This window comes from Rhodanobacter sp. IGA1.0, from assembly GCF_040208325.1.
GTDB classification, from domain to species: Bacteria; Pseudomonadota; Gammaproteobacteria; order Xanthomonadales; family Rhodanobacteraceae; genus Rhodanobacter; species Rhodanobacter spathiphylli.
Genome location: NZ_CP157948.1, coordinates 2,150,129 through 2,173,079 on the forward strand (window position 1 = coordinate 2,150,129; position 22,951 = coordinate 2,173,079).

General features: G+C 64.7%; 18 protein-coding genes. 7 read left to right on the forward strand and 11 right to left on the reverse strand.

Translation table 11 applies throughout. The annotated features are described in order from the left end of the window. Positions 1–88 precede the first annotated feature (88 nt). Positions 89–910, reverse strand: a complete 822-nt coding sequence (locus ABNK63_RS09685) for a hypothetical protein (RefSeq protein ID WP_350015497.1) — start codon at positions 908–910, stop codon at positions 89–91. Between the two features lie 390 nt (positions 911–1,300). On the opposite strand from ABNK63_RS09685, the gene ABNK63_RS09690 reads away from it, so the two are divergent. Then, the gene (locus ABNK63_RS09690; RefSeq protein WP_157582279.1) at positions 1,301–2,305 is read left to right on the forward strand and encodes a c-type cytochrome; all 1,005 of its coding nucleotides are present in this window, start codon (positions 1,301–1,303) and stop codon (positions 2,303–2,305) included. 438 nt (positions 2,306–2,743) lie between these two features. On the opposite strand, the gene ABNK63_RS09695 is transcribed toward ABNK63_RS09690, so the two are convergent. From ABNK63_RS09695 to ABNK63_RS09710, 4 genes are all read right to left on the reverse strand, one after another. Continuing rightward, a complete protein-coding gene (locus tag ABNK63_RS09695; RefSeq protein WP_350015498.1) occupies positions 2,744–4,045 on the reverse strand; it encodes a diguanylate cyclase in 1,302 nt (433 codons plus the stop codon). A gap of 209 nt (positions 4,046–4,254) precedes the next feature. Continuing rightward, on the reverse strand, positions 4,255–4,803 hold the full coding sequence (locus ABNK63_RS09700) for a DUF922 domain-containing protein (RefSeq protein ID WP_007809201.1): 549 nt from the start codon (positions 4,801–4,803) through the stop codon (positions 4,255–4,257). 384 nt (positions 4,804–5,187) lie between these two features. Then, positions 5,188–6,609: a serine hydrolase domain-containing protein gene (locus tag ABNK63_RS09705; protein WP_350015499.1), complete on the reverse strand. Its 1,422-nt coding sequence runs from the start codon at positions 6,607–6,609 to the stop codon at positions 5,188–5,190. A gap of 338 nt (positions 6,610–6,947) precedes the next feature. Next, on the reverse strand, positions 6,948–7,934 hold the full coding sequence (locus ABNK63_RS09710) for a hypothetical protein (RefSeq protein ID WP_350015500.1): 987 nt from the start codon (positions 7,932–7,934) through the stop codon (positions 6,948–6,950). A gap of 1,348 nt (positions 7,935–9,282) precedes the next feature. Between ABNK63_RS09710 and ABNK63_RS09715 the strand changes: the two genes are divergently transcribed. Next, on the forward strand, positions 9,283–9,432 hold the full coding sequence (locus ABNK63_RS09715; protein WP_350015501.1) for a hypothetical protein: 150 nt from the start codon (positions 9,283–9,285) through the stop codon (positions 9,430–9,432). A gap of 82 nt (positions 9,433–9,514) precedes the next feature. On the opposite strand, the gene ABNK63_RS09720 is transcribed toward ABNK63_RS09715, so the two are convergent. The 3 genes from ABNK63_RS09720 to ABNK63_RS09730 form a co-directional block, all read right to left on the reverse strand. Continuing rightward, entirely contained in the window at positions 9,515–11,515 is a 2,001-nt protein-coding gene (locus tag ABNK63_RS09720; RefSeq protein ID WP_350015502.1) for an ATP-binding protein, read from the reverse strand. Positions 11,516–11,618: 103 nt separating this feature from the next. After that, positions 11,619–13,289 (reverse strand): urocanate hydratase, encoded by a 1,671-nt coding sequence (gene hutU / locus ABNK63_RS09725; RefSeq protein ID WP_350015503.1) that lies wholly within the window; start codon positions 13,287–13,289, stop codon positions 11,619–11,621. 72 nt (positions 13,290–13,361) lie between these two features. Continuing rightward, a complete protein-coding gene (locus tag ABNK63_RS09730) occupies positions 13,362–14,669 on the reverse strand; it encodes an ATP-binding protein (protein ID WP_350015504.1) in 1,308 nt (435 codons plus the stop codon). A gap of 102 nt (positions 14,670–14,771) precedes the next feature. Between ABNK63_RS09730 and ABNK63_RS09735 the strand changes: the two genes are divergently transcribed. After that, positions 14,772–15,149, forward strand: coding sequence for a response regulator (locus tag ABNK63_RS09735; RefSeq protein ID WP_350015505.1), 378 nt, complete (start codon positions 14,772–14,774; stop codon positions 15,147–15,149). Positions 15,150–15,158: 9 nt separating this feature from the next. On the opposite strand, the gene ABNK63_RS09740 is transcribed toward ABNK63_RS09735, so the two are convergent. Further along, positions 15,159–16,775 (reverse strand): tetratricopeptide repeat protein, encoded by a 1,617-nt coding sequence (locus tag ABNK63_RS09740; RefSeq protein WP_350015506.1) that lies wholly within the window; start codon positions 16,773–16,775, stop codon positions 15,159–15,161. Positions 16,776–16,928: 153 nt separating this feature from the next. On the opposite strand from ABNK63_RS09740, the gene ABNK63_RS09745 reads away from it, so the two are divergent. The 3 genes from ABNK63_RS09745 to ABNK63_RS09755 all read left to right on the forward strand — a co-directional run bounded on the left by ABNK63_RS09745 (position 16,929) and on the right by ABNK63_RS09755 (position 19,622). Beyond that, the gene (locus ABNK63_RS09745) at positions 16,929–17,474 is read left to right on the forward strand and encodes a nuclear transport factor 2 family protein (RefSeq protein ID WP_350015507.1); all 546 of its coding nucleotides are present in this window, start codon (positions 16,929–16,931) and stop codon (positions 17,472–17,474) included. Between the two features lie 139 nt (positions 17,475–17,613). After that, the gene (locus tag ABNK63_RS09750; RefSeq protein WP_350015508.1) at positions 17,614–19,113 is read left to right on the forward strand and encodes an AlkA N-terminal domain-containing protein; all 1,500 of its coding nucleotides are present in this window, start codon (positions 17,614–17,616) and stop codon (positions 19,111–19,113) included. Beyond that, the gene (locus ABNK63_RS09755) at positions 19,110–19,622 is read left to right on the forward strand and encodes a methylated-DNA--[protein]-cysteine S-methyltransferase (RefSeq protein ID WP_350015509.1); all 513 of its coding nucleotides are present in this window, start codon (positions 19,110–19,112) and stop codon (positions 19,620–19,622) included. Before ABNK63_RS09750 ends, ABNK63_RS09755 begins: the two co-directional genes overlap by 4 nt. Positions 19,623–19,790: 168 nt before the next feature. On the opposite strand, the gene ABNK63_RS09760 is transcribed toward ABNK63_RS09755, so the two are convergent. Further along, on the reverse strand, positions 19,791–20,210 hold the full coding sequence (locus ABNK63_RS09760) for a hypothetical protein (protein WP_040673271.1): 420 nt from the start codon (positions 20,208–20,210) through the stop codon (positions 19,791–19,793). A gap of 52 nt (positions 20,211–20,262) precedes the next feature. Here ABNK63_RS09760 and ABNK63_RS09765 point away from each other — a divergent pair, with 52 nt between their 5' ends. After that, positions 20,263–21,552 (forward strand): ectonucleotide pyrophosphatase/phosphodiesterase, encoded by a 1,290-nt coding sequence (locus ABNK63_RS09765; RefSeq protein ID WP_350015510.1) that lies wholly within the window; start codon positions 20,263–20,265, stop codon positions 21,550–21,552. A gap of 141 nt (positions 21,553–21,693) precedes the next feature. Here ABNK63_RS09765 and ABNK63_RS09770 read toward each other — a convergent pair whose 3' ends face one another. Further along, positions 21,694–22,947: an MFS transporter gene (locus ABNK63_RS09770; protein ID WP_350017207.1), complete on the reverse strand. Its 1,254-nt coding sequence runs from the start codon at positions 22,945–22,947 to the stop codon at positions 21,694–21,696. Positions 22,948–22,951: the final 4 nt, after the last annotated feature.

Consider the following 22,951-nt stretch of genomic DNA (forward strand, 5'->3'; position numbering starts at 1 on the left):
GTGGCAGGCAGCCGTGGCAGGGACGATCCGCGGGACGACGACCTGGTTCCCGCCAACCTGCCGGCGCCAGACCGTCATGCGAAGTCACCTACATCGGCGGCATCGTGGCGGGCGTTCCGTCCGACCAGGTGGCGACGCCGACCAGCAGGACCGACAGCGGCGGCAGTTTGGCGGCCCCGGCCTGATGCTCCGGCGCGTAGAACCAGTAGTTGCCGCCGAAAACGGGGGAGCCGGAGGCGTTGGCGCCCCAGTCGGTGCCATCCCTGGCGGGGATGTAGAACATCACGTGCGCCATGTCGTGGCCGCCGTCGTCGGAAAGATAGGACGACTTCGACATCATGTAGCACATGGCGCCCGCGCCCAGCGGCGGGATCTTGCCGGTGCGAAGCTCTGCCTGGATGCGGTCGGCGACCTCGGCATCGGAGCGACCGGCAAGTGTCATCGCCGTGCGAAGCCTGGCGATCGGCGTCACGCTGCGCGCAGCCTGCGGGTTGTCACAACCGGCGGCGCGGATCTTCGGGTTCCATCGCTCGGGCCAGTCCGTGGCGCCGCTGAAACCCCGGGCGACCCAGCAGACGAACCCGTTGGTGCCGGTGACGGCGGTTTCATATCCCCTGGGAGTCAGGACCAGCACCGTCGCGTTCCCGGAAATGGCAGCGGGTGCGGCACTCCTGGCCAGCGCGATCTCCTGCTCGCGGTCCATCAGATAGGCCTTGACGGGAGCCATGCGCGGATAGGACTCGGCCGCCTGCGCCGCGGCGCCGAGCAGGGCGAGACCGACCAGGGCGGCGCAAGCCATTACCCTGGCGGCAAGCCTGCCGATGACGCCGGAATTCGACGGCCTCCGGACGATCCGGAGAAAGCCGCTCTCATTGCTGCCAGACATCCCCGCGATCGTCGTGATGAACATGATGTTGTCCTCTATTGGGCGCCCGCTGCGCGGCTCGATTCAAGGCTGCTGCGCGGCCTTCCCTTCCAGCCGCACATGGCAACGACGAAGCGGCTCAACCGAAATCGACATCGACATCGAGCCGGAGCTGCGGATATCCGGATTCCTTTGGGTGCGCGTCCGCCGACCTGCTAGATTGAAAACCCGCGTTGGCTGTGGGGAGGCCGTTGAACGATCCGCCTGATGCGGGCGCTGGGGGTTGCTTGCCGATTCGTGCGAGCCGTATGGACGCCTCCGGTGAATCGTTCATGCTGCGTCGGTAGCGCCGGTTCACAAGTGCGGCAGTGCTGCGGGTGGGCCTTGCTCGGTGACCTGATGCAAGTCTGAAATCCGCCTTTCACGGGGGACGATATGCGTAGACAACCAGGGAAATGGGCCATCGGCTGCGCAGCGACGCTGCTCGGATCGTTGATGCTCGGCGGCGTGATTGCACACGCGCAAGATACAAAGGCCGCGTCGAATGCGGAAATCACGGCGGCGGAAGCCTGGGCCTTCCCGGTGTACCCGCCGCTTTCCGAGTTGCAGGCGCCGCTGCCGCATCCGCAGGAGCGGGTTCACGTCACGGGCAGTGCGCGTGGCTATATGCAATCGCAGATTGACCAGAGCTTGCCCGACTGGTTTCCGCAGGACCATCCGCCCGCGCCCACGATCGTGGCTGAAGGCCGCAAGCAGATGGAGTCGTGCAAGGGATGCCACGGGTTCAATGGAACGGGCACGCCGGCCACGGCATCGCCGGCGGGCTTGCCGAAGGCGTACATCCTCGAACAATTCGCGGCATTTCGCGCCGGCCAACGCGGCGCGAACACGCCGCGCTCTTCGCAGGACATGCGCAAGGAAGCGCGCGCAGTGGGCGATGACGACCTGCGACTTGCGGCCGACTATTTTTCGAAAATGAAATACCAATCGCACGTCCAGGTGATCGAGACAGCGACGACGCCGAAGATGCACTGGAAGTTTCTGATGCAGGTGCCTGACAAGGGCAGCGCGCGCGAACCGATCGGCCAGCGCATCATCGAGACGCCCGTCAGTTTCGCGGACTACAGGTACGGCAGCGATCGCACGACATACATCGCTTACGTGCCGCCCGGCAGCATCGCGCGCGGCGCGGCGATCTCGGCGAAAGGAACCGGCGCCGCGGCGGCCTGTGAATCCTGCCACGGTGCGACCCTGCACGGTGTCGGCGTCATCCCGCCGCTGGCCGGGCGCTCGCCGACCTACATCATGCGCGAGCTGATCCTGTTCCGCACTGGCAAGCGCAGCAATCCGCAAGCCGCGCCGATGCGCACGGAAGCTTCGCAACTCGGCATCAACGACATGATCGACGTGGCGGCCTATGCCGCTTCGCGCAAACCCTGATGAACAGGCAGAGAAAGGCGGAAGTGGTCAATCAGGCCTGAGGGGCGGCACGCTCTGCAAGACAGCGACCGAATCCAATTGGCCACGTCCCCTTCAATTCCATGCAACCGCCAACGAAAACGCCTGCCCTGCTGCAGGGCAGGTTCCATTGCCACCAACGTGATACGGCATCGAATCAATCTCCCGTGTTGCAGCGGGTTTGCAACTTCCTCGAACATGGTGCGCGGTGACCGGACAGCGGAGCGGCCCACGTAGTCGACGAGGTCGGACGAACGGACCGCCTTGCCAGACAACAGTCACATTCGATGGCCGCGTTCCAGTCGATGTCCGGTCGCGGCACAGGTCAAACCTCGGGAGTCGATCGGCAACGCCGTGAAATTTTCTCGGGCACCGGACTTGCCATGACCTCTCTTCACTGATCCCGCTCCCGCTCGCGAGCTACTGCGTCGGAGGCGACGTTGCACTCGCCGGGCTGCCCGTGTGGCGGTGCTTCTTCTGCGTGTAGAGCCTGGCGTCGGCCGCTTCCAGCAGGGATGCGGCCAGGTCGCCATCTTCCGGCGCGGTGGCGACGCCGATGGTGACCTCCGGGTACGCCGCTTCGCGCGCCGCTCCCTCACGCACGAGCTGGCCGATGCGCGCGGCGATTTCCGATGCAGCGGCATGGCTCGTGTTCGGCAGGACCGCGATGAATTCATCGCCGCCGTGCCGTCCCAGATGGTCGTGCTCGCGCAACAGACCGCGCATGGTGGTGGCCACCCAGGTCAGCGCGCGGTCGCCCGTGCTGTGCCCGTAGTGATCGTTGATGAACTTGAAGCGATCAAGGTCCATCGCCAGCACGCTCAGCGGTTGCTGTCGAAGCCGATGCAGGTCGAGCTCGGCGTCCAGCTGCGAAAGAATGCCGCGACGGTTCAGCACGCCGGTGAGGGGGTCCTTGATCGCCTCGGTCTGCAGGTGACCCTGGGTGGTCTCCCAACTCGCCGTCATCCGGTTGAAGCACTCGGCCAGCACGGCCAGCTCGTCGCGGCCGTCGACGTCCACGCGCACACCGGCCTGGCCCTCCTCGATATGCCGGGCGGCCTGGGTCAACGCCTGCAGGGGTCGCAGCAGAGAGCGCAGGAAGATCACGATCAGCACCGCGGCCACGGCCAGGGTGATCAGCCAGCTCCACATCAGCCAGTGCAACTGACGGCTGCGCTGGGCCGCGGCATGCTCGTAGCGCGCCTTGAGCACGCCGGCCAGGCTTGCCCGCGCACTCGACACGTCCTGTATGGCGCGCTCCAGCTCGATGCGCGTGTTCGCGCTGGCCGGCGCCCCGCTCACATGCCGGGCGTGCACCTGTTCAACCAGGCGGCGAATCGACGGGCGTGCCTGCACCCAGGCCTTCTGCGCGTCGTCGATGACCTGCTTCGGCACATCCTTCGCGTTCGCACCCAGCTGGATGCTCGAAAAGCTGTTGTCCACGTTCTGGGTCAGTCCGGCAAAGTCGGGCACCGAATCGTGCGACTCGGCCAGCAACTCATCCACCAGCGCCTGTTGCAGGTAATGCTCCAGCGTGGTCAACGGCAGCAGCCCGTGTACCGATTCCTCCACCGAATCGCGGAAGGCCATCTCCTGTTCGTTCAACACCATCATGCTGACGGCACTGAGCACGGCAAGTGGCAGCAACAGCAGCGCGATGATGGCCGTCATCCGCTGGCGCACCGACAGCCTGCGCAACAGCGCCTCGGGGCTTCGTCCCATCGAGATTCACCTCCTTCGTTGCCTGGCATGCACGCTGCGCACCGGGCGCGACCTGCGATGCACGGGCCATCGTACAGCAGGCGAACGGAAGGCCAGCAGGATGGAAATGGCTCATCCAACGGAATCGAGCCCAATGAAGCGGGGACCACTTCCGCCCTCGGCCAGTCACGTCCCCTTGGCTGTCTGATTCCGATCGGGCCGCGGATTCCTCACCAGCCCATCGCCACGCCTTCGGTTGCACCGTGTCGCGTGCGCCTGTCCAGTTCGGCATTCGCCGCTTCGGCTCTGCGCATGATCACCCTTCCCTGCGCCTGCAGGGATGCATCGAGGCCACCGCAGGTAACGTCGCGGCGATGCCTTCGCATCAAGGCAACCAGCTCGCGGGCCTCGTCGCGGGCTATCCGCGCGTGCTCTCCCTCGTGGTGGCGTATTGCCCGATCGAACGCATGCCACTTGGCCGTCATGGCGGCCGACGTGCCGGCAGGCGGCGTCCATGCCGGCAAGGTGGTGGTGATGGTCAGCACCACCTTTGGATCGACCAGATTGCAGTGGCCTTCGGCGGGCTGCGTGTCGAAACTCCATTTCAGCTGCGGCGAGGTGTAGCCCCAGTAACGGCCATGCTGATCCCGGTAACCCTTCGCGTTCATCTGCGCAACCAGTTCGGGTTCGCCTCGACCCTCGATTGCGTAATAGCGGACATCCTCGCGGATGACCGGGGCCGGGATGGCTGGTGGCGGCGGTGGTGGCATGACGAACATGGGCGTGCTTCCGGCATCGAGGTTCCGTGCTCCAAGCACGTAACGTTCCAGACGCATGCGGCCGCGCCCCGCGATCGCTCAGGCACTGTCCGCGGACAAAGACTCCGTCCATGCGGACAGCGCGTCGAGGCCGGCGGGAGCCGGAGCGACCGTTCACCACCGGTCCTGGGCGAAAAGCCTCGGGAACAAGCCATACGCTCGATGGCCGATCGGGAAGGTCCCGAGCACTGTCGCCGTCGGCGCCCATTGCGTGATCCGTACCTGGCGATCGTCATCGGCATGGCGGACCCGCTCGCGGCGTATCGGGCCGCTGCGCGCTTGCACGCGCAGCCGCGCCGTCTCATTCCCGGGCGACCGCCAGTGCGGCAGCACGCTTTCCCCCACTCACTTCCCTGCGCCTTCAGCGGCAAGCAAGTCGGCGATCTGTTCGGCCAGCAACCAGTGCTGGGAGGGTCCTTCGTTGCTGGTCAGGGCCACGGCTGCGCCGGTTTCCCACACCATCTCCAGGTTTGCCGTGGTGCCTTCGATGCCCCCCTGATGGCCGCGGATGTGGCGGCCGTGCGAAAGACGCTCATCGATGCCGGCGCCCACGGCACCGGGACCGGCCGGCAGGGCGTCGTCGAACATCTTCGCCAGGGTCACCGACTTGAGCAGCTTGCCGCCGTGCAGGGCCGCAGCGAACCGCAGCAGGTCGGCATTGGTGGAATAGCCGCCGCCTGCAGGACTGCCCTTGTAGATGCCCTGCACCCAGTTGGCCTTCCATGTCCGGGAGAACACCCCATCGTCGTGGTAGTAGCCCACCGCCAGTCCGGGCACGATCTGGTCGACACTCTCGAAGCCGCTCGCGGTCATCCGGGCAGGCTCGAAGACATGCTGCCGGATGTAGTCGAAGTAACTTTCGCCCGAGACGTTCTCGATGATGCGACCGAGCAGGACGTAGCCGGCGTTGCTGTAGCTCAACCCCTTGCCCGGCTCGCCCATCCTGGGCTGGCGGGCGATCAGTCCCAGGTAGTCCCCCGGGTTGGCGTAGCGCTTGGCGTGTTCGAAATATTCCGGCACCAGGAAATCGCCGAGGCCCGAGGTGTGGTGCAGGAGCTCCCACACGGTGATCCTCTTCGCCGTCGCCTGGTCGGGATATTCCGGAACCCGCTTCGCCAGCGTGTCGTCCCACGACAGCTTGCCGGCCTCGACCAGTTGCGCAATGGCGACCGCGGTGAACATCTTGCCGACCGAGCCGATGCGAAACTTCGTCTGCTGGTCGACCGGCACATGGAAGCTGCGTTCGGCCAGGCCGCGGCACTCGTCGAACACGGTCTCGCCGCCATCGAGCACGGTCACGCAACCGGAGAAATCGGACACGCTTGCCAGCTTGTCCAGTACGGCGTGTATCTGTTTTCCCAGCTCCGCATGCGAGACCGGCCCCTTCGGCCAGTCCGCGTAAAGCGGATTGTCCATCGGCACCAGGTTCGCCTGCCCAAGCCGGTCCGGATGCGCCGGATCGGCGGTCAGCCAGAACAGCGCGGCCTGCCCGTTGCGCCGTCCCTTGACGGCCACTTCGAGCAGCCCGGGCTGGCGTGGATCGGTGCGCACATCGAACACGTCCAGACCGCCGCTGTCGCGTGCCGCCGAAGCCAGGTCCGTGACAAACGCCGCCTTGTCGTCCGCGGCCATGGATGCCGACAGGACACCGGGCACCCATTGCCTGATCCGTACCGGGCCGTCGTCATTGGCATGGCGGATCAGTTCGCCGGCGAGGTGGCCCACCGGCGTATCGGGCAGCGGCGTGTTTGCGGGTGCTGCAGCCATGCACGGAGTCGCCGCGCAGAACAGCGAAAGCGATGCCCACAAGGGGGCGAACCTGAGCATGCGAACTCGGGAGGCGCGGTCGATCATCGGGAAGCTCTCTGGGTCACCGTCCGACTTGGCGGCGTTGATTCACCAGATGCAGCGAGCTGCCGATCAGTTGCAGTTGCGAAAGCGGGGGCTGCGAAACCGGCGTCAGCGTCGACCATTCAATAGGAAATGGACGCGAGCGCACGCCCCCTGAATTCGCCACTACCGGTCAGAAACGGTCCTGATCCTTTTGGGATTGCGGACGCCCGCAAGTGAAGCGCCCCCCGGTTTCCGCTCGGCCGCGCGCCGGGTCACGGCCATGTGATCAGGGACTTGAGGTCTTCCTTGATCCTGGTCACAGCCGCGGTTTCGGGCCGGCGTCCCCGGGCAGCCCAGTAGTATTGAAGGAAGGGATTGCTGATGGAAAGCTGTCCATCCACGTTGCAATCGTCTCGACCACTGATGCGCTTCCCGGGCTTCGGGCTGACGATCGAGACCTTCGCCAGATCGTTGTTGGTGTATATCGCGTACGGCTGGTCCGGCAGCAGGATGGGCTCGATCACGACGATGGTGAAATCGGTGATGACGGGCTCCTTCTTCGCCTTGATCTGGTCAGTCATCAACTTGACCATGGCCGGAAGTTCGGTCGTGGTCAGGATGGAATCATTGCGAAGTCCACACCGGCAAACCGCGGTGACATGCCCTCGTGCCGCGTGCCCGAGCTTGCCGGACACGCTCGTGAAGTAGTTGGCGAACGCACCGCCCGGCTCCCACACGAATTGCTTGTTCACATAGCGGGCAGCCGTGGTCGCCTCCAGCTGGCCGAAGATCTCCCCACTGCTGTTCCACTTGTCGATCTTCTTCATCAGGGCAAGTTCGTTGATGCCGTTCCAGAACACGCTCCCGTTGACGGGAGTCGTGGCGTCGAACTGCTCCAGCAACTGCGCGTAGGCTTCCTTGGCATACTCCGACGGTTGCTTGCCGGATTTCTGGACCTCGCGCGCCATATCCTCCTGATAACGCGCAGCGGGAGACCACGCCTTCCAGTCCTTTCCCTGTCGCGTCGCCCCGGCGGCGGCCATCTTTGCAATCGCCGCCCGACGCTGCACCGCCTGGATCAACTCCAGCTTGAACTGCGGTGTCCCGAACATCTTCTGGTACAGCGACGGGTCCTTCTTTATCCGTCGCAGCCACGCCAGATCGGACTCCAGCTCGTCCTGCGGGAACTTGTTCTGCAGTTCGACGTACAACTCCAGGGGAATCTTGCCCCGGTATGAATTGGGTTGATTGAACAGCATGGGAGCTCCTGTCTGGATGGGATTGCGGAATGCCTGCATCGCGATCAAACCGATCGACAACGGAAAGTGGCTAATCAGGACGGCACGGCCGAGCCCGACCCGGAAGACGGTTCGTGAATCTGATGAGCCATGTCCCCCATGTTTCGCAGCCGAGCAGCAAAGCGGTTCAATGAACCTGCCCAGCTTCCCCTGCCCCCTTCCCTTGACCGATCCCCGACTATCGTCCGCTGCATCTTGCCGTGATGCGGTGGTCTTGCCTAGGTGGGGTGGCGAGAACCGGCGCAGTGGCGGTCGGTTCCCTGGGGCTCACTGCCGCCCCTCACCGGGGCGCCTTCGACCGTTCTCCAGCCGATCACAGGGAGAAAACACCCAAGCGCGAAGGCCGCAGGCTTGCACGCAAGCCAACAACCCTGAGGCGCAAGGTCCGAAGCATTGGACCGCGAGGGTCATCCACCTCGCACGCAAGGTTCAAACCGTCGTGCGCAACCGTTCAAACCTTCGCGCGCAAGCCTGCTGACGTCGCGCGCAAGGCTGTGGAGCTTATCACCGCAACGTCGCGAACCTCGTGCGCGAGGGATTGGCCGTTGCATGCAAGAGGTGGCGGGTTGCGTGCAACGTTTCCGGCGTTGCGCGCAAGGGTGAAAGGCTCGCGCTCGGGAGTTTGACCGCTAAACAAAAACAGGCAAAACAGGGGGCAGAGTCAACTTCCTCTCGAGCAAGCTCCGAGAAAGTGCACTCTGACCCCCGTTTGCTGGAGAGAACCTGACTAACATTCTGGCCGTCCAAACGTGCTTCGGCCGATCCCCGAGCACCGACGACACCGCTGAACGAATGAGGTCTCCGGGCGCGGTTATACCCTGGTCCGAGCCGGCAACATCGACTCAACAAGACCGTCCAAGGAAATGCAGTCTGGCAACGTTCGACGCCGCATCAAACTGACGAAGCAGCACGCAACACGAAGCACAACACGATCGACAGCAGTGGCCCGAAAGCTCAGGGCAAAAGCATCATGCACCCGAGGTTGACCGAAGTCTCCTAAGGATTTGTTAGGGCGCTCTGTATAGACGCAAAGCAACTGCTTGACAGATTTTGGCTTGTGCTTCGTTTACAGGCGCAGATGTGAAATCTTTAGCGTTAAGGCTACGACCTAGCCGCGCTTCTGCGCAGGCCAGACAAAGTTTTCCTGTGTTCTGGGGGTTTATGTGTAACCACAAATCATCAAGAAGCATGTAGTACTCGTCGTAAGTGTCAGTGTCACAGTCCATGCATGGCCAAATGTCTCGTTTCATAGCGCCAGTTCCGATTCGAGCCCTAACGCAAAGGTAAGCGGCGGCGGTACGCCGTCCGCTTGACCGCCGTGTTAGACGGCGGTGCCACCACGGCAACGCCCGATGTTGAACGAAGCGACAAAGCCCATGCCGCGAACGCAACGGATGCGTTGAACCTGGCACTGGCGGCGATGCTCGCCAAAAGCAAAAAAGGGGACGTGGCTAATTAAGCCACGCAGACGACTGGCCCCGCCAGACGACGACCGAATTTAATTAGCCACGTCCCCTTTTATCGGTTATTGCCGCGCGTGGTTAGCCCCAGTCAATAAGAAGAGCTTCTAACTTAGAAAAATACAGCCTTAGCTGAGCAAAGTCATCCTGCGAAAGCGACTTAGCATGCGCGTCTGGCCGACCTTTTTCATTGATTTCCTCGAGCATCACAACCAGCTTAGTCTTATCAATCTCCAGGACATTTTTCAAAACCTCCCATTCGCGGCGAATTACGCCAACCAGCTCAAGAAAGAAAAGCGGCGATTTGTCCTTGTCGAGCAGTTCCTGGAGATTTAAAGACTTCAACTTTTCCTTACGATTGTCAGGCACCGATGCAATTACTCTTGCCGCGCCATCTGCAGCCCCAAAGTTCGCGTGCAATGAGTTTTTAATCGATGTCCTCAACTTCTTCTCTATGGCTATCCGACGGCCTGACACTTCGGCAAGCTTCTCTTCAGCAGTCAAATTTAGCCTTTCCATTGCATGCTTGGCACGCAGCACATCGGCAAGACTCTCAAGATTGAACGAGTAACCTCCCGCTCCTTTCTGGATCAATCCGTAGCCGATTAGATGACGCGTATAGCTTGGGTGATCGCGAGCAAAGGATTCAAAGCTCTCCATATCACCCTGTGCTAGATATCTAAGCATTTCATACTCGTCTGGGTACCACTCACTCAGGACATAGACCATCATTTCCAAATATTCGAGCGACCCAAGCTGGAACTCAACCTTCGCTTTTTGATATAGAGCCTTATCAATCGTTACCGGTCGAATTTGGCTCGCTTGTTGATTCACCGCACTGCACATTTGCCTAATTAGGAAGGGGTGTCCGCCAAAGTCTTCAGTCAGTTTTGAGTAGAGCATCGAATCAAATCTCAAACCCATATAGTCACCGAGTCTCGATACCATTTGTCCAACCTGCTCGACCGTAAAGGGCGGAACATACTGACTAGGGATTGATGCATAAATTGGATTTTCGTGCCCGGCCAACATTGGACTCTCAATGCAACTTGGATTCGTGCCTACAACCATGTATGAGAACACCTCCGGATGACGCTGGTAAAATCCGCGCAGGGTCTGCCAGAAATAAATAAAATCACTACCATCTTTCCAATGCAGAGATGAAGCGGTACCGGGGGTCAACCGCTCGATTTCGTCGAAAATAAAGAGCGTGCTTGCCGCTTTCTTTGAGGCATGAATTCTGAGCATGTCTGCCTCAAAGCTGTCCGCCGCCATTTTTTCTTCATAACGATCCCTGGTAACGACCTTTACCTTAGAATCTCGTACCTGCTGATACATGTTCACAACTTTTTCGAGTAGCTCGTACCAGCGCAGCAAGTGAATCGATGGGCTTTCGCAGTCGATCGAAAGGACTGAGTCGCCCGTTGACTCTAATCTCCGCTCAATTGCATACACGATTGATGTTTTTCCGCTCTTTCGAAGTCCAAATAAGCTTGTGTGTTCACCAGAGTGAAATCGGTTGACTATTTCGTTGATGAGGTTTGATCGACCGAAGAAATAGGTGTCTTTCTTTAGTGGCGAGAGAAATGAAAACAGATCTCTAGTGTAAAAATGTTTACGAAAACGATTTTCCACGGTAGAACCTACATCCCCATGCAGAAGCTCTTCGTAGGTGAAGGGAATTACGATAGGATGCTCAGGGTCCGACTTAAGCATTTTGTCGACTTTCTCCTCGACCTGCGGAGCCCGGCTGATAAGAATTTCGCAGACAGATTCAGTCCGCATCTTTGGAAGCCGCGAGATGACTTTGTCGAAGATATCGAGGGAGCGCGACTCAAAGTTCGAGTAATCACTAAACACGCAGATAATCTCGCGTTCGATGTTAAACATTTCCGAAGTACGCGGCGTTGGTTTCATCAGGAAATAATCATACTTGGACTGCGCTGCGTAGACGGACTCTCCGGAATTGGTGAGATACCAAGACTTCTCAAGACCTCTTAGGATCCGTTGCTCCTCGTCATTAAAGCGATTCATCAAGAACTGCTTGTGGTGGCCAGGATTGGTGATATTTTTGTCGATCATGTCGTTCCTTTGGTGACAAAAAAGGTTCGCAAAGCCGCATCACACAACAGTGTCTAATGAATTATGTCTTTTAGGGTTTTGGTTCATATTCCGGCTTTGGCGCTCACCCCATCGGCAACTTCAACCCCTGCTCCCCCGCGCACTCCACAGCCACCTCATACCCCGCATCCGCGTGCCGCATCACGCCACTCGCCGGATCATTCCACAACACCCGCGCAATCCGCTTGTCCGCCTCAGCCGTGCCATCACACACGATCACGATGCCTGAGTGCTGCGAATACCCCATCCCCACCCCGCCGCCATGATGCAGCGACACCCAGGTCGCCCCCCCAGCCACGTTCAACATCGCGTTGAGCAACGGCCAGTCGGAAACGGCATCGCTGCCGTCCTTCATCGCCTCGGTTTCGCGGTTGGGTGACGCCACCGAGCCCGAATCGAGATGGTCGCGCCCAATCACCACCGGCGCCTTCAACTCCCCATTGCGCACCATCTCGTTGAACGCCAGCCCGAGTTTGTCGCGCAACCCCAGCCCCACCCAGCAGATCCGCGCCGGCAATCCCTGGAAGCTGATGCGCTCCTTCGCCATGTCCAGCCAGTTGTGCAGGTGCTCGTCGTCGGGGATCAGCTCCTTCACTTTCTGGTCGGTCTTGTAGATGTCCTCCGGGTCGCCCGAGAGTGCCACCCAGCGGAACGGCCCGACGCCACGACAGAACAACGGCCGCACATAGGCGGGCACGAAGCCCGGAAACGCGAACGCGTTTTCGCAGCCGACGTCCTGCGCCATCTGGCGGATGTTGTTGCCGTAGTCGAAGGTGGGGATGCCTTGCGCGTGGAACGCGAGCATCGCCTCGACGTGGGTGCGCATGGAGTGCTTGGCGGCGTCGCGGGTGCCTTCCGGATCGCTCTTGCGGCGCTCGAACCACTGCTCCACCGTCCAGCCTTGCGGCAGGTAGCCGTTGACCGGGTCGTGCGCGCTGGTCTGGTCGGTGACGGCGTCGGGGCGCACGCCGCGCTTCACCAGTTCGGGCAGGATGTCGGCGGCGTTGCCGAGCAGCGCGATGGATTTCGCTTCGCCGGCCTTGGTGTATTTGTCGATGCGGGCCAGCGCGTCGTCGAGGTCGGTGGCCTGCTCGTCGACGTAGCGGGTCTTCAGGCGAAAATCGATGCGGCTCTGCTGGCATTCGATGTTGAGGCTGCACGCGCCAGCGAGTGACGCGGCCAGCGGCTGCGCCGCACCCATGCCGCCGAGGCCGGCGGTGAGTATCCAGCGCCCCTTCAAGTTCCCGCCGTAATGCTGGCGGCCCATCTCGACGAAGGTTTCGTAGGTGCCCTGGATGATGCCCTGCGAGCCGATGTAGATCCACGAGCCGGCGGTCATCTGGCCGTACATCATCAGGCCCTTTCTATCGAGCTCGTTGAAGTGCTCCCAGGTGGCCCAGTGCGGCACCAGGTTGGAGTTGGCGATCAGCACGCGCGGCGCGTCGGCATGCGTGCGGAACACGCCGACCGGCTTGCCTGATTGCACCAGCAGGGTCTCGTCGTCTTCCAGTTCGCGCAGTGATTTCAGGATCGCGTCGAAGCACTCCCAGTTGCGCGCGGCGCGTCCGATACCGCCATACACCACCAGCTCGGCCGGGTTCTCCGCCACCTCCGGATCGAGGTTGTTCTGCAGCATGCGGAACGGCGCTTCGCTGAGCCAGCTCTTGCAGGAAAGCTCGCTGCCGCGGGGGGCGCGGATGGTGCGGGTGGTGTCGATGCGGGTGGGTGCGTTCATCAAGAAGGGCTCCGGTGAGTCAGACCACCGAGTATAGGTCAGCACCCGCGCGCGTCGAGCCGGCCGCCGGCGCTATTCCGGCGTCGGCAACTGCAGGCGCGGGAACGCCATCGTGATGGTGGTGCCGGCGCCCGGCGCGGATTCCACCTCGACGAAACCGCCGACCAGGCGCACTACCCCGTAGACCTGGGCCAGGCCCAGGCCGGTGCCGGCACCTTCGGCCTTGGTGGTGAAGTACGGCTCGAACAGGCGCTCGCGCACGGCTTCGTCCATGCCGCTGCCGTTGTCGACGACGGCCAGGGTGACGTAATCGCCGGCCGGCCGCGGCGTGCTGTCCTCGGCCTCGCTGATGGTCCGCTCGCCGAAGCGAACGCGGATCGTGCCCTGCCCGCGGCAGGCATCGCGCGCGTTGATGCACAGGTTGATGAAGGCCTGCTCGATGGAATGGCGGTCGCCCAGGGTCGGCAACTCGGCGCTGGCGGACTCGAGCTGGAAGTCCATGCCCGCACCGAGGCTGTGCCGCGCAAAGCCCTCGATGTCGCGGATGATCGTGATCAGCTCCACCGGCTCGGGGGTGTAGCGATGCACGCGGGCAAAGGCCAGCAGCCGCTTGGCCAGCACCGCGGCATGCTGCACACCGTCCATGCTGTAGCCCAGCAGCCGGCGCTGGCCGGGGCTGAGGTTGGCCGGATCGTCCTGGATGCTGCTGAGCGCCACGATGGCGATCTGCAGCATGTTGGCGAAGTCATGCGAGAGGCCGGCCACCAGCTGGCCGATCGCCTCGTTCTTCTGCGCCTGCCGCGACGCATGCTCGGCCACCGCCTGCGCGGCGCTGGCCAGGCCAAGTTGCAGCCGCAGGGATTCTTCGCGATCAACCACCTGCTTCTGGAATACCTGTGCCTGGGCCAGCTTGCGACCCAGCGCCTCGTTGCGGGCGACGCCGTTTTCGCCCGCCAGCTCGCTGACGCTGAGCCGGCTGTGCAAGCCGTGGATCACCGTGTCCAGCGCCAGCCTCGCCCGTACCGGCTCGGTGATGTCGTGGCTGATCACGGCAATGCCGTTGACCTGCTCCTGCGCGTCCAGATACGGATGCACGCTGACCAGCCACCAGCAATCGTCGCCGCGGGCCGAGGGCAGCACCTGGGTGAACTGCACCGAGCGTCCCTGCCGCGCGGTGGCCAGCGCCGACTCGATCGTGCCCCGCGCCGAGACCGGCCAGAGCGAAGCCAGCGGCTGGCCGATCGCGGCGGCCGGCCCGGCCAGGCACAGCACGGCACATCCGCGTTCATTCATCTGCACAACGTGGCCCTGCAGATCAAGGTCATGCACCCCGTCAGGGGAGAAGCCGATCAACTGCCGGTGACGCTCGAGCTCGTTCATGTGTCGCCGCCAGCCGTGGAGACACAGCATAGACACAATCCGTCCTCACCGGGGGTGCACACCCCGCAGGCCATGGTCAGGTACCGTCTGCCGAGATCAATCATGACCCACGTGCAGAACCAGACCATCCTGCTGGCCGAAGATGACCGCAGTGCCCGCGAAGTCACCGCCCTGGTGCTGGAAGCCGAGGGCTACCGTGTGCTCACCAGCAGCAACGGCACCGGGGCGCTGGATATCCTGTTGCACGATGGCAGCATCGACCTGTTGCTGAGCGATATCCACATGCGCGGCGGCATCGACGGGATCGAGCTGGCGCACCGCGCACAGATGAACCGGGCGATGCCGATCATGCTGATCTCGGCCGACCCGCGCGACAGCTTCGAACACTTCCCCGACGACGTGATCTTCCTGGCCAAGCCGTTCGACCGGCGCGGCCTGCTGGGCGCGGTCGGTCAGGCACTGGGCAGAACGGCGACCTGAGGCCCCGCTTCAGGGTGCGCTGCGTCGCGCGTCGATGCCGGTGTGCTTGCGCAGCGCCACCGCGGCGCGCATGCGCACGAGGATCTTCGCCATGTTCGGATCCTTGCCGAATCGCGTCTGCAGCTGATCGACGGTGACATTCAACCCGCCACGCGGCTGCTGTTCCTGGATGCCGGCGCGCAGCAGCAGGCCGTACGGATTCTGCGGCTGCTCGCGGATCAGCTGGTCGGCCACGGCCCAGCCCTTGTCCCAGTTCTTTTCCCAGTTGACGAACATGTCGCCGAGCTTGCCCAGCGCGCGCATGTCGCCCGGGTTCAGCGCCAGCATGGCGCGGAAGTCCTGCTCGGCACGCCGATAGTCGCCCTGCATCTCGTACGCGTTCGCGCGCGCGTCGAGCGCCCTCGTATTGCCGGGCGAGTGGTCCAGCAGCTGGCTGAGGTCCGCCGCAGCCCAGGCCGACTCGTCGTAGTCGACCAGGGCGAACGCGCGGTTCACGCGGGCATCCTCGTCGCCGGGCGTGAAACGCAGCGCTTCGGACTGGTAGATCAGGGCCATGGTCTGGTCGCGGTACTTGCTGGCCATCCGGCCGATGCCGAGCAGGTTGCTGCTGCTGGTCAGTTCGTCGACCGCATGCGGATACGCCGCCATCTCGTCCGCGCGGCTGCAGTCGCAACGCCAGACTTGCTGGAACGGCCGCTCCGTCGACAGCACCTTCATCAGCGGATTGTTCGGCGCCCGGGCCCGCGCCTGCGCGGCCAGCTGGTCCATCGCTGCGTATGAACCGCCCCAGTTCGGCTGGCGCGCCCATAACGCCATGCTGTAGGAGGAATAGTCGTCCGGCACCGCCGCCAGCGCGTCGCGGATCGCCGCGTCGACATAGTCGCGTCCGTAGCCCATGCCGCCGGCGTGGATCAGCGCGGCGTAGCTGGGAGTGACCTTCGGGTCCAGCGCGATCGCCCGGCGCAGGTCGCTGTCGGCCTGGGCCAGCAGCTTGTCCATCGCCTGCACCTGGCTGTCCGGCGTGTCGCTCAGGTAGTTCTCGCCGCGCGCTTCGGCGGCCATCGCCACGTAGGCCGTGCCGCTGGCGGCGAACGCGAACGCGCTGTCCGGCGCATCACGCTTCCACGCGTCCAGGGTGGGCCGCACCTCGAACGAGCCGTTCAGGAATGCGTCCTGGTAGATGCGATCGAGCAGACCGCGTGAGTCCGGGTCGGTCTGCTGCGCATGCAGGGCGGCGGCGAGGCGGTGATCGAGCTCGGCCGCCTTGCCGTGCTGGATCAGCGACTGCGCTTCGGCGAACGTGAGCCGCGGTTGCAGGCGGTAATGGCAATACGCGACCACCGCATCGCGCGACCAGTGGCTGTCCGGCGGATCGGGATAGGCCAGGCACCGCTGCAGCGGATCGACGATTGCCTCGGCCTTCTTCAGCGCGGCGATGAACGCATAGCCCTGCTCGCGAGTGAACTTGTGCGCGGGCAGCGACGACGGGCGGTCGTGCGGCTTCGCCGCCTGCGCCTGCACCATCTGGCGGACCTGCGATTGCACCAGGTGCATGTTCCAGATCCACTCGCCGAGGCCCAGCAGGACCAGGGCCGCGATCAGCAAACCGCGTTGCAGTGCAGTCATGCGGGCCTCCCCCAGCCCTGGCGACACCGACGATCATACTGCGCCGGCCGCGCCTGTCGCGGCCTGCAGCGTCTACCCCTGCCGTCCTGCACTGGTCGTGTGCCGGGACAAGGAGAATCCTGCGGCGGCGGACGGTCCGCGGGGAGCAGGCTGATGACGTTGCGTGGAAGCAGGCGGGTGTTGCTGGCGTGCGCGATCGCGCCGGCCATGGCACAGGCGGCGACGCCGGAGTGCGCGGTATGGCAGCGCGAGTTGTCGTTCGCGCAGAGCGTGCAGAAGCACGATGCGGCGGCGTTTGCCGGGCACGTGATGGCCGACGCGGTGTTCGATGCGAATACGCCGCAGCCGACGCGCGGTCGCGCCGCGATCCTGCAGCACTGGGCGCCGATGATCGAGGGCAGGACGGTGCACCTGGACTGGTATCCGCAACAGGTCGTGGTGAGCGGCGATGGCACGCTCGCGTATTCCAGCGGTGCGTACCTGTTCGAGAACCTGGCACCGGGCGCGAAGCGGCGCTACACGATCGGCCGGTTCGCGACGACATGGCGGCGCGCGGCGGACGGCGTGTGGCGCGCCGCGTTCGATGGCGGTGATGAAGGCAGGCCGGCGAGCGCGGCGGATGCGGACGCATTTCGCGCCGGCCGCATGACATCGTGTCCACGCAGCGACATTGCCGCGCTTCCCGTCATCCGGCATTGATGCTTGCGGCATGGATGCATGCGGCGTTGATGCATGCGGTCTTGATGCTTGCGGCCTTGATGCCTGCACGTCGAGGCGCGTGGCATTGATGTCCGAAAACGGCGAGTCTGCACGACGCGGCGGTGCTAGCCTCAAGGCCATGAATCCCTCCCCTACCCTGCCCGCGCCATCCATCTGCGAACAAGCCCGACGCAGCCGCGACGCGCGCTTCGACGGGCTGTTCTTCGTCGCGGTGAGCAGCACCGGCATCTACTGCCGCCCGGTCTGCCCGGCACGGACCGCGAAGCGCGAGAACGTGCGCTATTTCGCGAACGCGGCGGCCGCCGAGGTGGCCGGCTACCGGCCTTGCCTGCGCTGTCGTCCGGAGCTGGCGCCGGGCAGCGACGAGGGGCAACGCGGCAACCGGGCGGTCGCCCGCACGCTGAAGCTGATCGAAGCCGGCGCGCTGGCGGAGCAATCGCTGGACGCGCTGGCCACCCAGGTCGGCGTGGGCGCGCGGCAATTGCGCCGGCTGTTCGTCGAGCATGTCGGCGCGCCGCCGATCAGCGTGCACACGACGCGCCGACTGCTGTTCGCGAAGCAGCTGCTGACGGAGACGGCGTTGCCGGTGACGGAAGTGGCGCTCGCATCCGGTTTCCGCAGCCTGCGCCGGTTCAACGCCGCGTTCGCCCAGGCGAACCGGATCGCGCCGCGCGAACTGCGCCGGCATCCACGCGCGATGGCGGGCGCGCCGCTGCGGTTGCGGCTGGGCTACCGGCCGCCGTATGCGTTCGATGCGCTGCTCGCGTTCCTGCGCACCCGCGCGTTGCCCGGCGTGGAACTGGTCGACGGGCACAGTTATGCACGCGTGTTCGGCCCCGCGAACACGCCGGGCTGGTTGCGCCTGTGCGCGTGGCCGGGTGGCGAACACGCGCTGCAACTGGAACTGCATTGCCCGCAGCCGACGCAGATCCTCGGCGTGGTGACGACGTTGCGCCGGATGTTCGACCTGGATGCGAACCCGCAGGCGATCACCGACACGTTCCGCGCCGACCCGATCCTGGGCCCGCTGCGCCGCCGCGAGCCGGGCTTGCGCCTGCCCGGCGGCTGGGACGGTTTCGAGATCGCGGTGCGGGCGATCCTGGGCCAGCAGATCAGCGTGGCGGCCGCGCGTACGCTGGCGAGCCGGATCGTGCAGCGCTGGGGCGAGCCGTTGCCGACGGCGCCGTGGCCCGGCCTGACCCGACTGTTTCCGACGCCGGCCGCGCTGGCCGCGGCGGATCTGCGCGAGGTCGGGCTGACCACGGCGCGCGCCGCGACGATCAGCGGCGTGGCGCAGGCCTTGCTGGATGGCCGCGTGGATTTTCGGGCGGGCCAGTCGCTGGACGAGTTCGTGGCGCGCTGGGTCGCGCTGCCGGGCATCGGCCCGTGGACCGCACACTACATCGCGATGCGCGCGCTCGGCGATCCGGACGCGTTCCCCGCGGCCGACCTGATCCTGCGCCGCGAGGCGACGACATCCGCCACGCCGCTGGGCACGAAGGCGCTGACCGAACTGGCGAACCGCTGGCGCCCGTGGCGCGCGTACGCCGTGATCCACCTTTGGCGCGGTGCCGCGGATACGCCACCACGCCCACGCAGGACGGAGACGATGGCATGACCGCTGGCCCCGACACGATCTGGTACGACGAGATGGACAGCCCGGTCGGCACGCTGCGCCTGGTGGCGGACCGGCATGGCCTGCGCCAGGTCTGGTTCGAGCGCGAACGACACCCGAAGCAGGCGCACCCGGGCTGGCTACGCGCGGCGGCGCCGCTGCAGTTCGCCCGGATGCAACTGGAGGAATATTTCGCCGGCCAGCGTCAGCACTTCGAGCTGCCGCTGCATCCGGTGGGCACGCCATTCCAGCTGGAGGTGTGGCAGGAGCTGGGGCGGATTCCGTATGGCATCACGATCAGCTACGGCGAACTGGCCCGGCGCATCGACAAGCCGCTGGCGGTGCGGGCGGTGGGTGCCGCGAACGGACGCAACCCGTTGCCGATCGTGCTGCCCTGCCATCGGGTGATCGGCGCGGACGGCAGCCTCACCGGTTTCGGCGGTGGCCTGCCGACGAAGCGCTACCTGCTGAAGCTGGAGCAGCGCATCGCGCACGGCGACCTGTTCGGCTGAGAGGTTGTGAGTTCTTTCAACCTCTCAGGTCGGCCATGAGGACCGAGCCTGAAGCAGTCATGCAAGTGACTGTTTCATGTGAGCGAGTCCGGGCGTGTACCGGGCTCGCGATAGAAGAAAACCACAGGACGTGGCTTTCTTCACAGGCTCCAGGAGGAGCCGCGCGGCTTAACCGCCCTGCGCGGAGGTCGGCAGCGCCTTCGGCACGACGCGGGGCAAGGGCTGCACGTTCTGCTGGTCGCGCTGGCGGTCGAGCAGATCCTGTTGCGCGGCGCGGTCACGGTCGCGCTGCGCCTGCTGGGCCTTGTCCAGCTGCTCGAGCGCACGCGGGTCATTCGCGGACGGTCGCTTCGCGGTGTCCTGCACGGCATTGTGCAACTGCTGCTGCAGCTGGCTCTGCTGCAGGTCGTCGCGGGTCTTCTGCTGTTGTGCAGCCTGCTGGAACCGCACACTGGGCGACACCGGCCGGATCACCGGCTGCACGGTGGACTGCCATGCCGCCGCCGTGCCCGGCGGAACGAGCGCCACGAGGCCGGCCATCAGCAGGCGTGTCGTCCGGGAATAACGATCGAGACGTGTATTGGTCATGAGGGTGCGCGATCATGTGCAGTTGGTTTCAATGCATCTTAAGGTTGTCCGTATGAAAATCCTGTTTCGCCTGCTGCTCTGCTCCCTGGCAGCATTCAGCTTCGGTTGCGCCACGCAGCGCCCCGCAACGACCACCACGCCGGCCGTCGTCGCCGCGACGGGCAAGCCCGCCCCGCTGCTGCTGATCTCCATCGACGGCTACCGCCACGACTACATGCAGCGCGGGCTCAGCCCGACCCTGGCGATGCTGGCCCGCGGCGGCGTGCAGGCCGCCTCGATGCAGCCCGCGTTTCCGTCGCTGACGTTCCCGAACCACTACACCCTGGTCACCGGCCTGACCCCGGACCACCACGGCGTGGTCAACAACACCATGTTCGACCCGCAGCTGGGCAAGTTCTCGCTGAGCAGCCGCAAGGCCATCAGCGACGGTCGCTGGTGGGCCGAGGGCACGCCGATCTGGGAAACCGCCGACCAGCACGGACTGCGCACGGCCACGATGTTCTGGCCTGGTTCGGAAGCGGACATCCACGGCCATCGTCCGGATCACTGGCTGGCCTACGACGGTGCGGTCACCCCGGCCCAGCGGGTCGACCAGGTGCTGGCGTGGCTGGACCTGCCCGTCGCCGAGCGGCCCAGCTTCCTCACGCTGTACTTCGACGGGGTCGATCACGCCGGCCACACCTACGGCCCCGATACGCCCCAGGTGAACGAGGCGCTGCGCGAAACCGACGCGGCGCTGGCGCAGCTGGTGGGCGGACTGAAGCAGCGCGGCCTGTTCGACCGGATCAACCTGGTCGTGGTGTCCGACCACGGCATGGCCACCGTGCCGGAAGCGAACAACGTGATGATCGACACGCTGATTCCGCTGGACCAGGTCCACGCGGTGAGCCTGGGCATCCTGGCCGGGTTCAATCCGAAGTCGGACAGCGTCGAAGACCGCGCCGCGTTCCACCAGGTCGAACAGACCCTGGAACGGCCGCAGGCGCACATGCAGTGCTGGGACAAGAGCCGCGTGCCGGCACGCCTGGCCTACGGCCACAACGCACGGGTGCCGCAACTGCTGTGCCTGGCGGACGTGCACTGGCGCATCACCACCACCGACTACGCGGCGAAGCGCAAGGGCCGGGTGAGCCTGGGCGAACACGGCTTCGACAACGCCGAACCGCTGATGCAGGCGATCTTCGTGGCCCACGGCCCCGCGTTCCGCGTCGGCGCGAAGGTGCCGGCGTTCCCGAACCTGGACGTCTATCCGCTGATGACCCATCTGCTGGGCATTCCCGCTGCGGCGAACGACGGCAGCTACGACGCGGTGAAGAACCTGCTGAAACCCGCGTCGCGCTGAACGTTTACTCCCTGGCCTTTCTCCCTCCCCTGCACGCAGGGGAGGGTTGGGGTGGGGTTCGCTCTTCCCGCCAGTCCTGCAAGATCAAAAGCACCCCCTCCCGACCTCCCCCTGCCAGCAGGGGGAGGAGGAGTGCAGGCGCTACGGCATCGCGCCCTTGCTCATCGGCGTGGGCGGCGTCGCCACGTTGACCAGCGGGGCCAGGCGGAACAGCCACAGCGCGATCAGCAGCCCGGCCAGCACCAGCGCGCCGACGAACAGCGCCACGCCGTTCCAGCCGTGCGATGCGTAGAACAGCCCGCCGCTGGCCCCGGCGATGCTGGAGCCCATGTAGTAGCAGAACAGGTAGACCGACGCGGCCTGCGCCTTCGCCGCGCCGGCGCGACGGCCGACCCAGCTGCTGACGATGGAGTGGCCGCCGAAGAAGCCGAACGTGATCGCCACGATGCCCAGCATCACCAGCAGCAGCGGCGTGGTCATGGTCAGCGCCACGCCCAGCAGCATCAGCGCGAACGCGGTCCACAACACCTTGCGCCGGCCCAGCTTGCCGGCCAGGTGTCCCATCCACGCCGAGCTGAAAGTGCCGATCAGGTAGATGCCGAAGATCAGCCCGACCACGGTCTGGCTGAGCTTGTACGGTGGCGCCAGCAGGCGGTAGCCGAGATAGTTGTAGACGGTGACGAACGCGCCGAGCAGCAGGAAGCCCTCGACGAACAGCCATGGCAGGCCGCGGTCCCGGAACATGCCGCCGAAGCGGGCCAGCAGGCTGCGCCAGCGCAGCGGCTGCCGCACGAAGTGCCGCGACGGCGGCAACACGCGCCAGAAGACCAGCGCGGCCAGCAGGCCGATCATGCCGACCGTTGCCACGCCGATGCGCCAGCCGAAGAAGTCCGCCAGCACGCCGGAGATCAGCCGCCCGCCCATGCCGCCCACCGCGCTGCCGCTGATGTACAGGCCCATGCCCAGGCCGACCGATTCCGGGTGCATCTCCTCGCTGACGTAGGTCATCGCCACGGCCGGCAAACCGCTCAGGGTCAGGCCGAGCAGGCTGCGCACGAGCAGCAGCGCGTTCCAGTCCGGCATCAGCGCGGTGACCAGCACCAGCACGGCCGAGGCCAGCAGCGAGGCCACCATGATCGACTTGCGTCCCCATACATCGGACAAGCCGCCGGCGAACAGCATGGCGAACGCCAGCACGCCGGTGGTCAACGACAGCGACATCGCCGCGCCGGCCTCGCTGACCCCGTAGTGGCGGCTGAACTCGGGCATCAGCGGCTGCACGCAGTACAGCAGTCCGAACGTGGCGAAGCCGGCGGCGAACAGGGCAAGGTTGGTGTGACGGAACGCGGGCGTGCCGTGGCGGATGTACGGAGCCGGCTCCGCCTGCTGGTTCATGGTG

Coding starts and splice junctions, on each gene's coding strand:
- ABNK63_RS09700 (WP_007809201.1), bottom strand. CDS start 4,803: ATGTTCGTCATGCCACCACCGCCGCCACCAGCCATCCCGGCCCCGGTC.
- ABNK63_RS09695 (WP_350015498.1), bottom strand. CDS start 4,045: ATGGGACGAAGCCCCGAGGCGCTGTTGCGCAGGCTGTCGGTGCGCCAG.
- ABNK63_RS09720 (WP_350015502.1), bottom strand. CDS start 11,515: ATGATCGACAAAAATATCACCAATCCTGGCCACCACAAGCAGTTCTTG.
- ABNK63_RS09690 (WP_157582279.1), top strand. CDS start 1,301: ATGCGTAGACAACCAGGGAAATGGGCCATCGGCTGCGCAGCGACGCTG.
- ABNK63_RS09745 (WP_350015507.1), top strand. CDS start 16,929: ATGACGTTGCGTGGAAGCAGGCGGGTGTTGCTGGCGTGCGCGATCGCG.
- ABNK63_RS09740 (WP_350015506.1), bottom strand. CDS start 16,775: ATGACTGCACTGCAACGCGGTTTGCTGATCGCGGCCCTGGTCCTGCTG.
- ABNK63_RS09685 (WP_350015497.1), bottom strand. CDS start 910: ATGTTCATCACGACGATCGCGGGGATGTCTGGCAGCAATGAGAGCGGC.
- ABNK63_RS09755 (WP_350015509.1), top strand. CDS start 19,110: ATGACCGCTGGCCCCGACACGATCTGGTACGACGAGATGGACAGCCCG.
- ABNK63_RS09750 (WP_350015508.1), top strand. CDS start 17,614: ATGAATCCCTCCCCTACCCTGCCCGCGCCATCCATCTGCGAACAAGCC.
- ABNK63_RS09705 (WP_350015499.1), bottom strand. CDS start 6,609: ATGGCTGCAGCACCCGCAAACACGCCGCTGCCCGATACGCCGGTGGGC.
- ABNK63_RS09735 (WP_350015505.1), top strand. CDS start 14,772: ATGACCCACGTGCAGAACCAGACCATCCTGCTGGCCGAAGATGACCGC.
- ABNK63_RS09710 (WP_350015500.1), bottom strand. CDS start 7,934: ATGCTGTTCAATCAACCCAATTCATACCGGGGCAAGATTCCCCTGGAG.
- ABNK63_RS09730 (WP_350015504.1), bottom strand. CDS start 14,669: ATGAACGAGCTCGAGCGTCACCGGCAGTTGATCGGCTTCTCCCCTGAC.
- hutU (WP_350015503.1), bottom strand. CDS start 13,289: ATGAACGCACCCACCCGCATCGACACCACCCGCACCATCCGCGCCCCC.
- ABNK63_RS09765 (WP_350015510.1), top strand. CDS start 20,263: ATGAAAATCCTGTTTCGCCTGCTGCTCTGCTCCCTGGCAGCATTCAGC.
- ABNK63_RS09760 (WP_040673271.1), bottom strand. CDS start 20,210: ATGACCAATACACGTCTCGATCGTTATTCCCGGACGACACGCCTGCTG.
- ABNK63_RS09770 (WP_350017207.1), bottom strand. CDS start 22,947: ATGAACCAGCAGGCGGAGCCGGCTCCGTACATCCGCCACGGCACGCCC.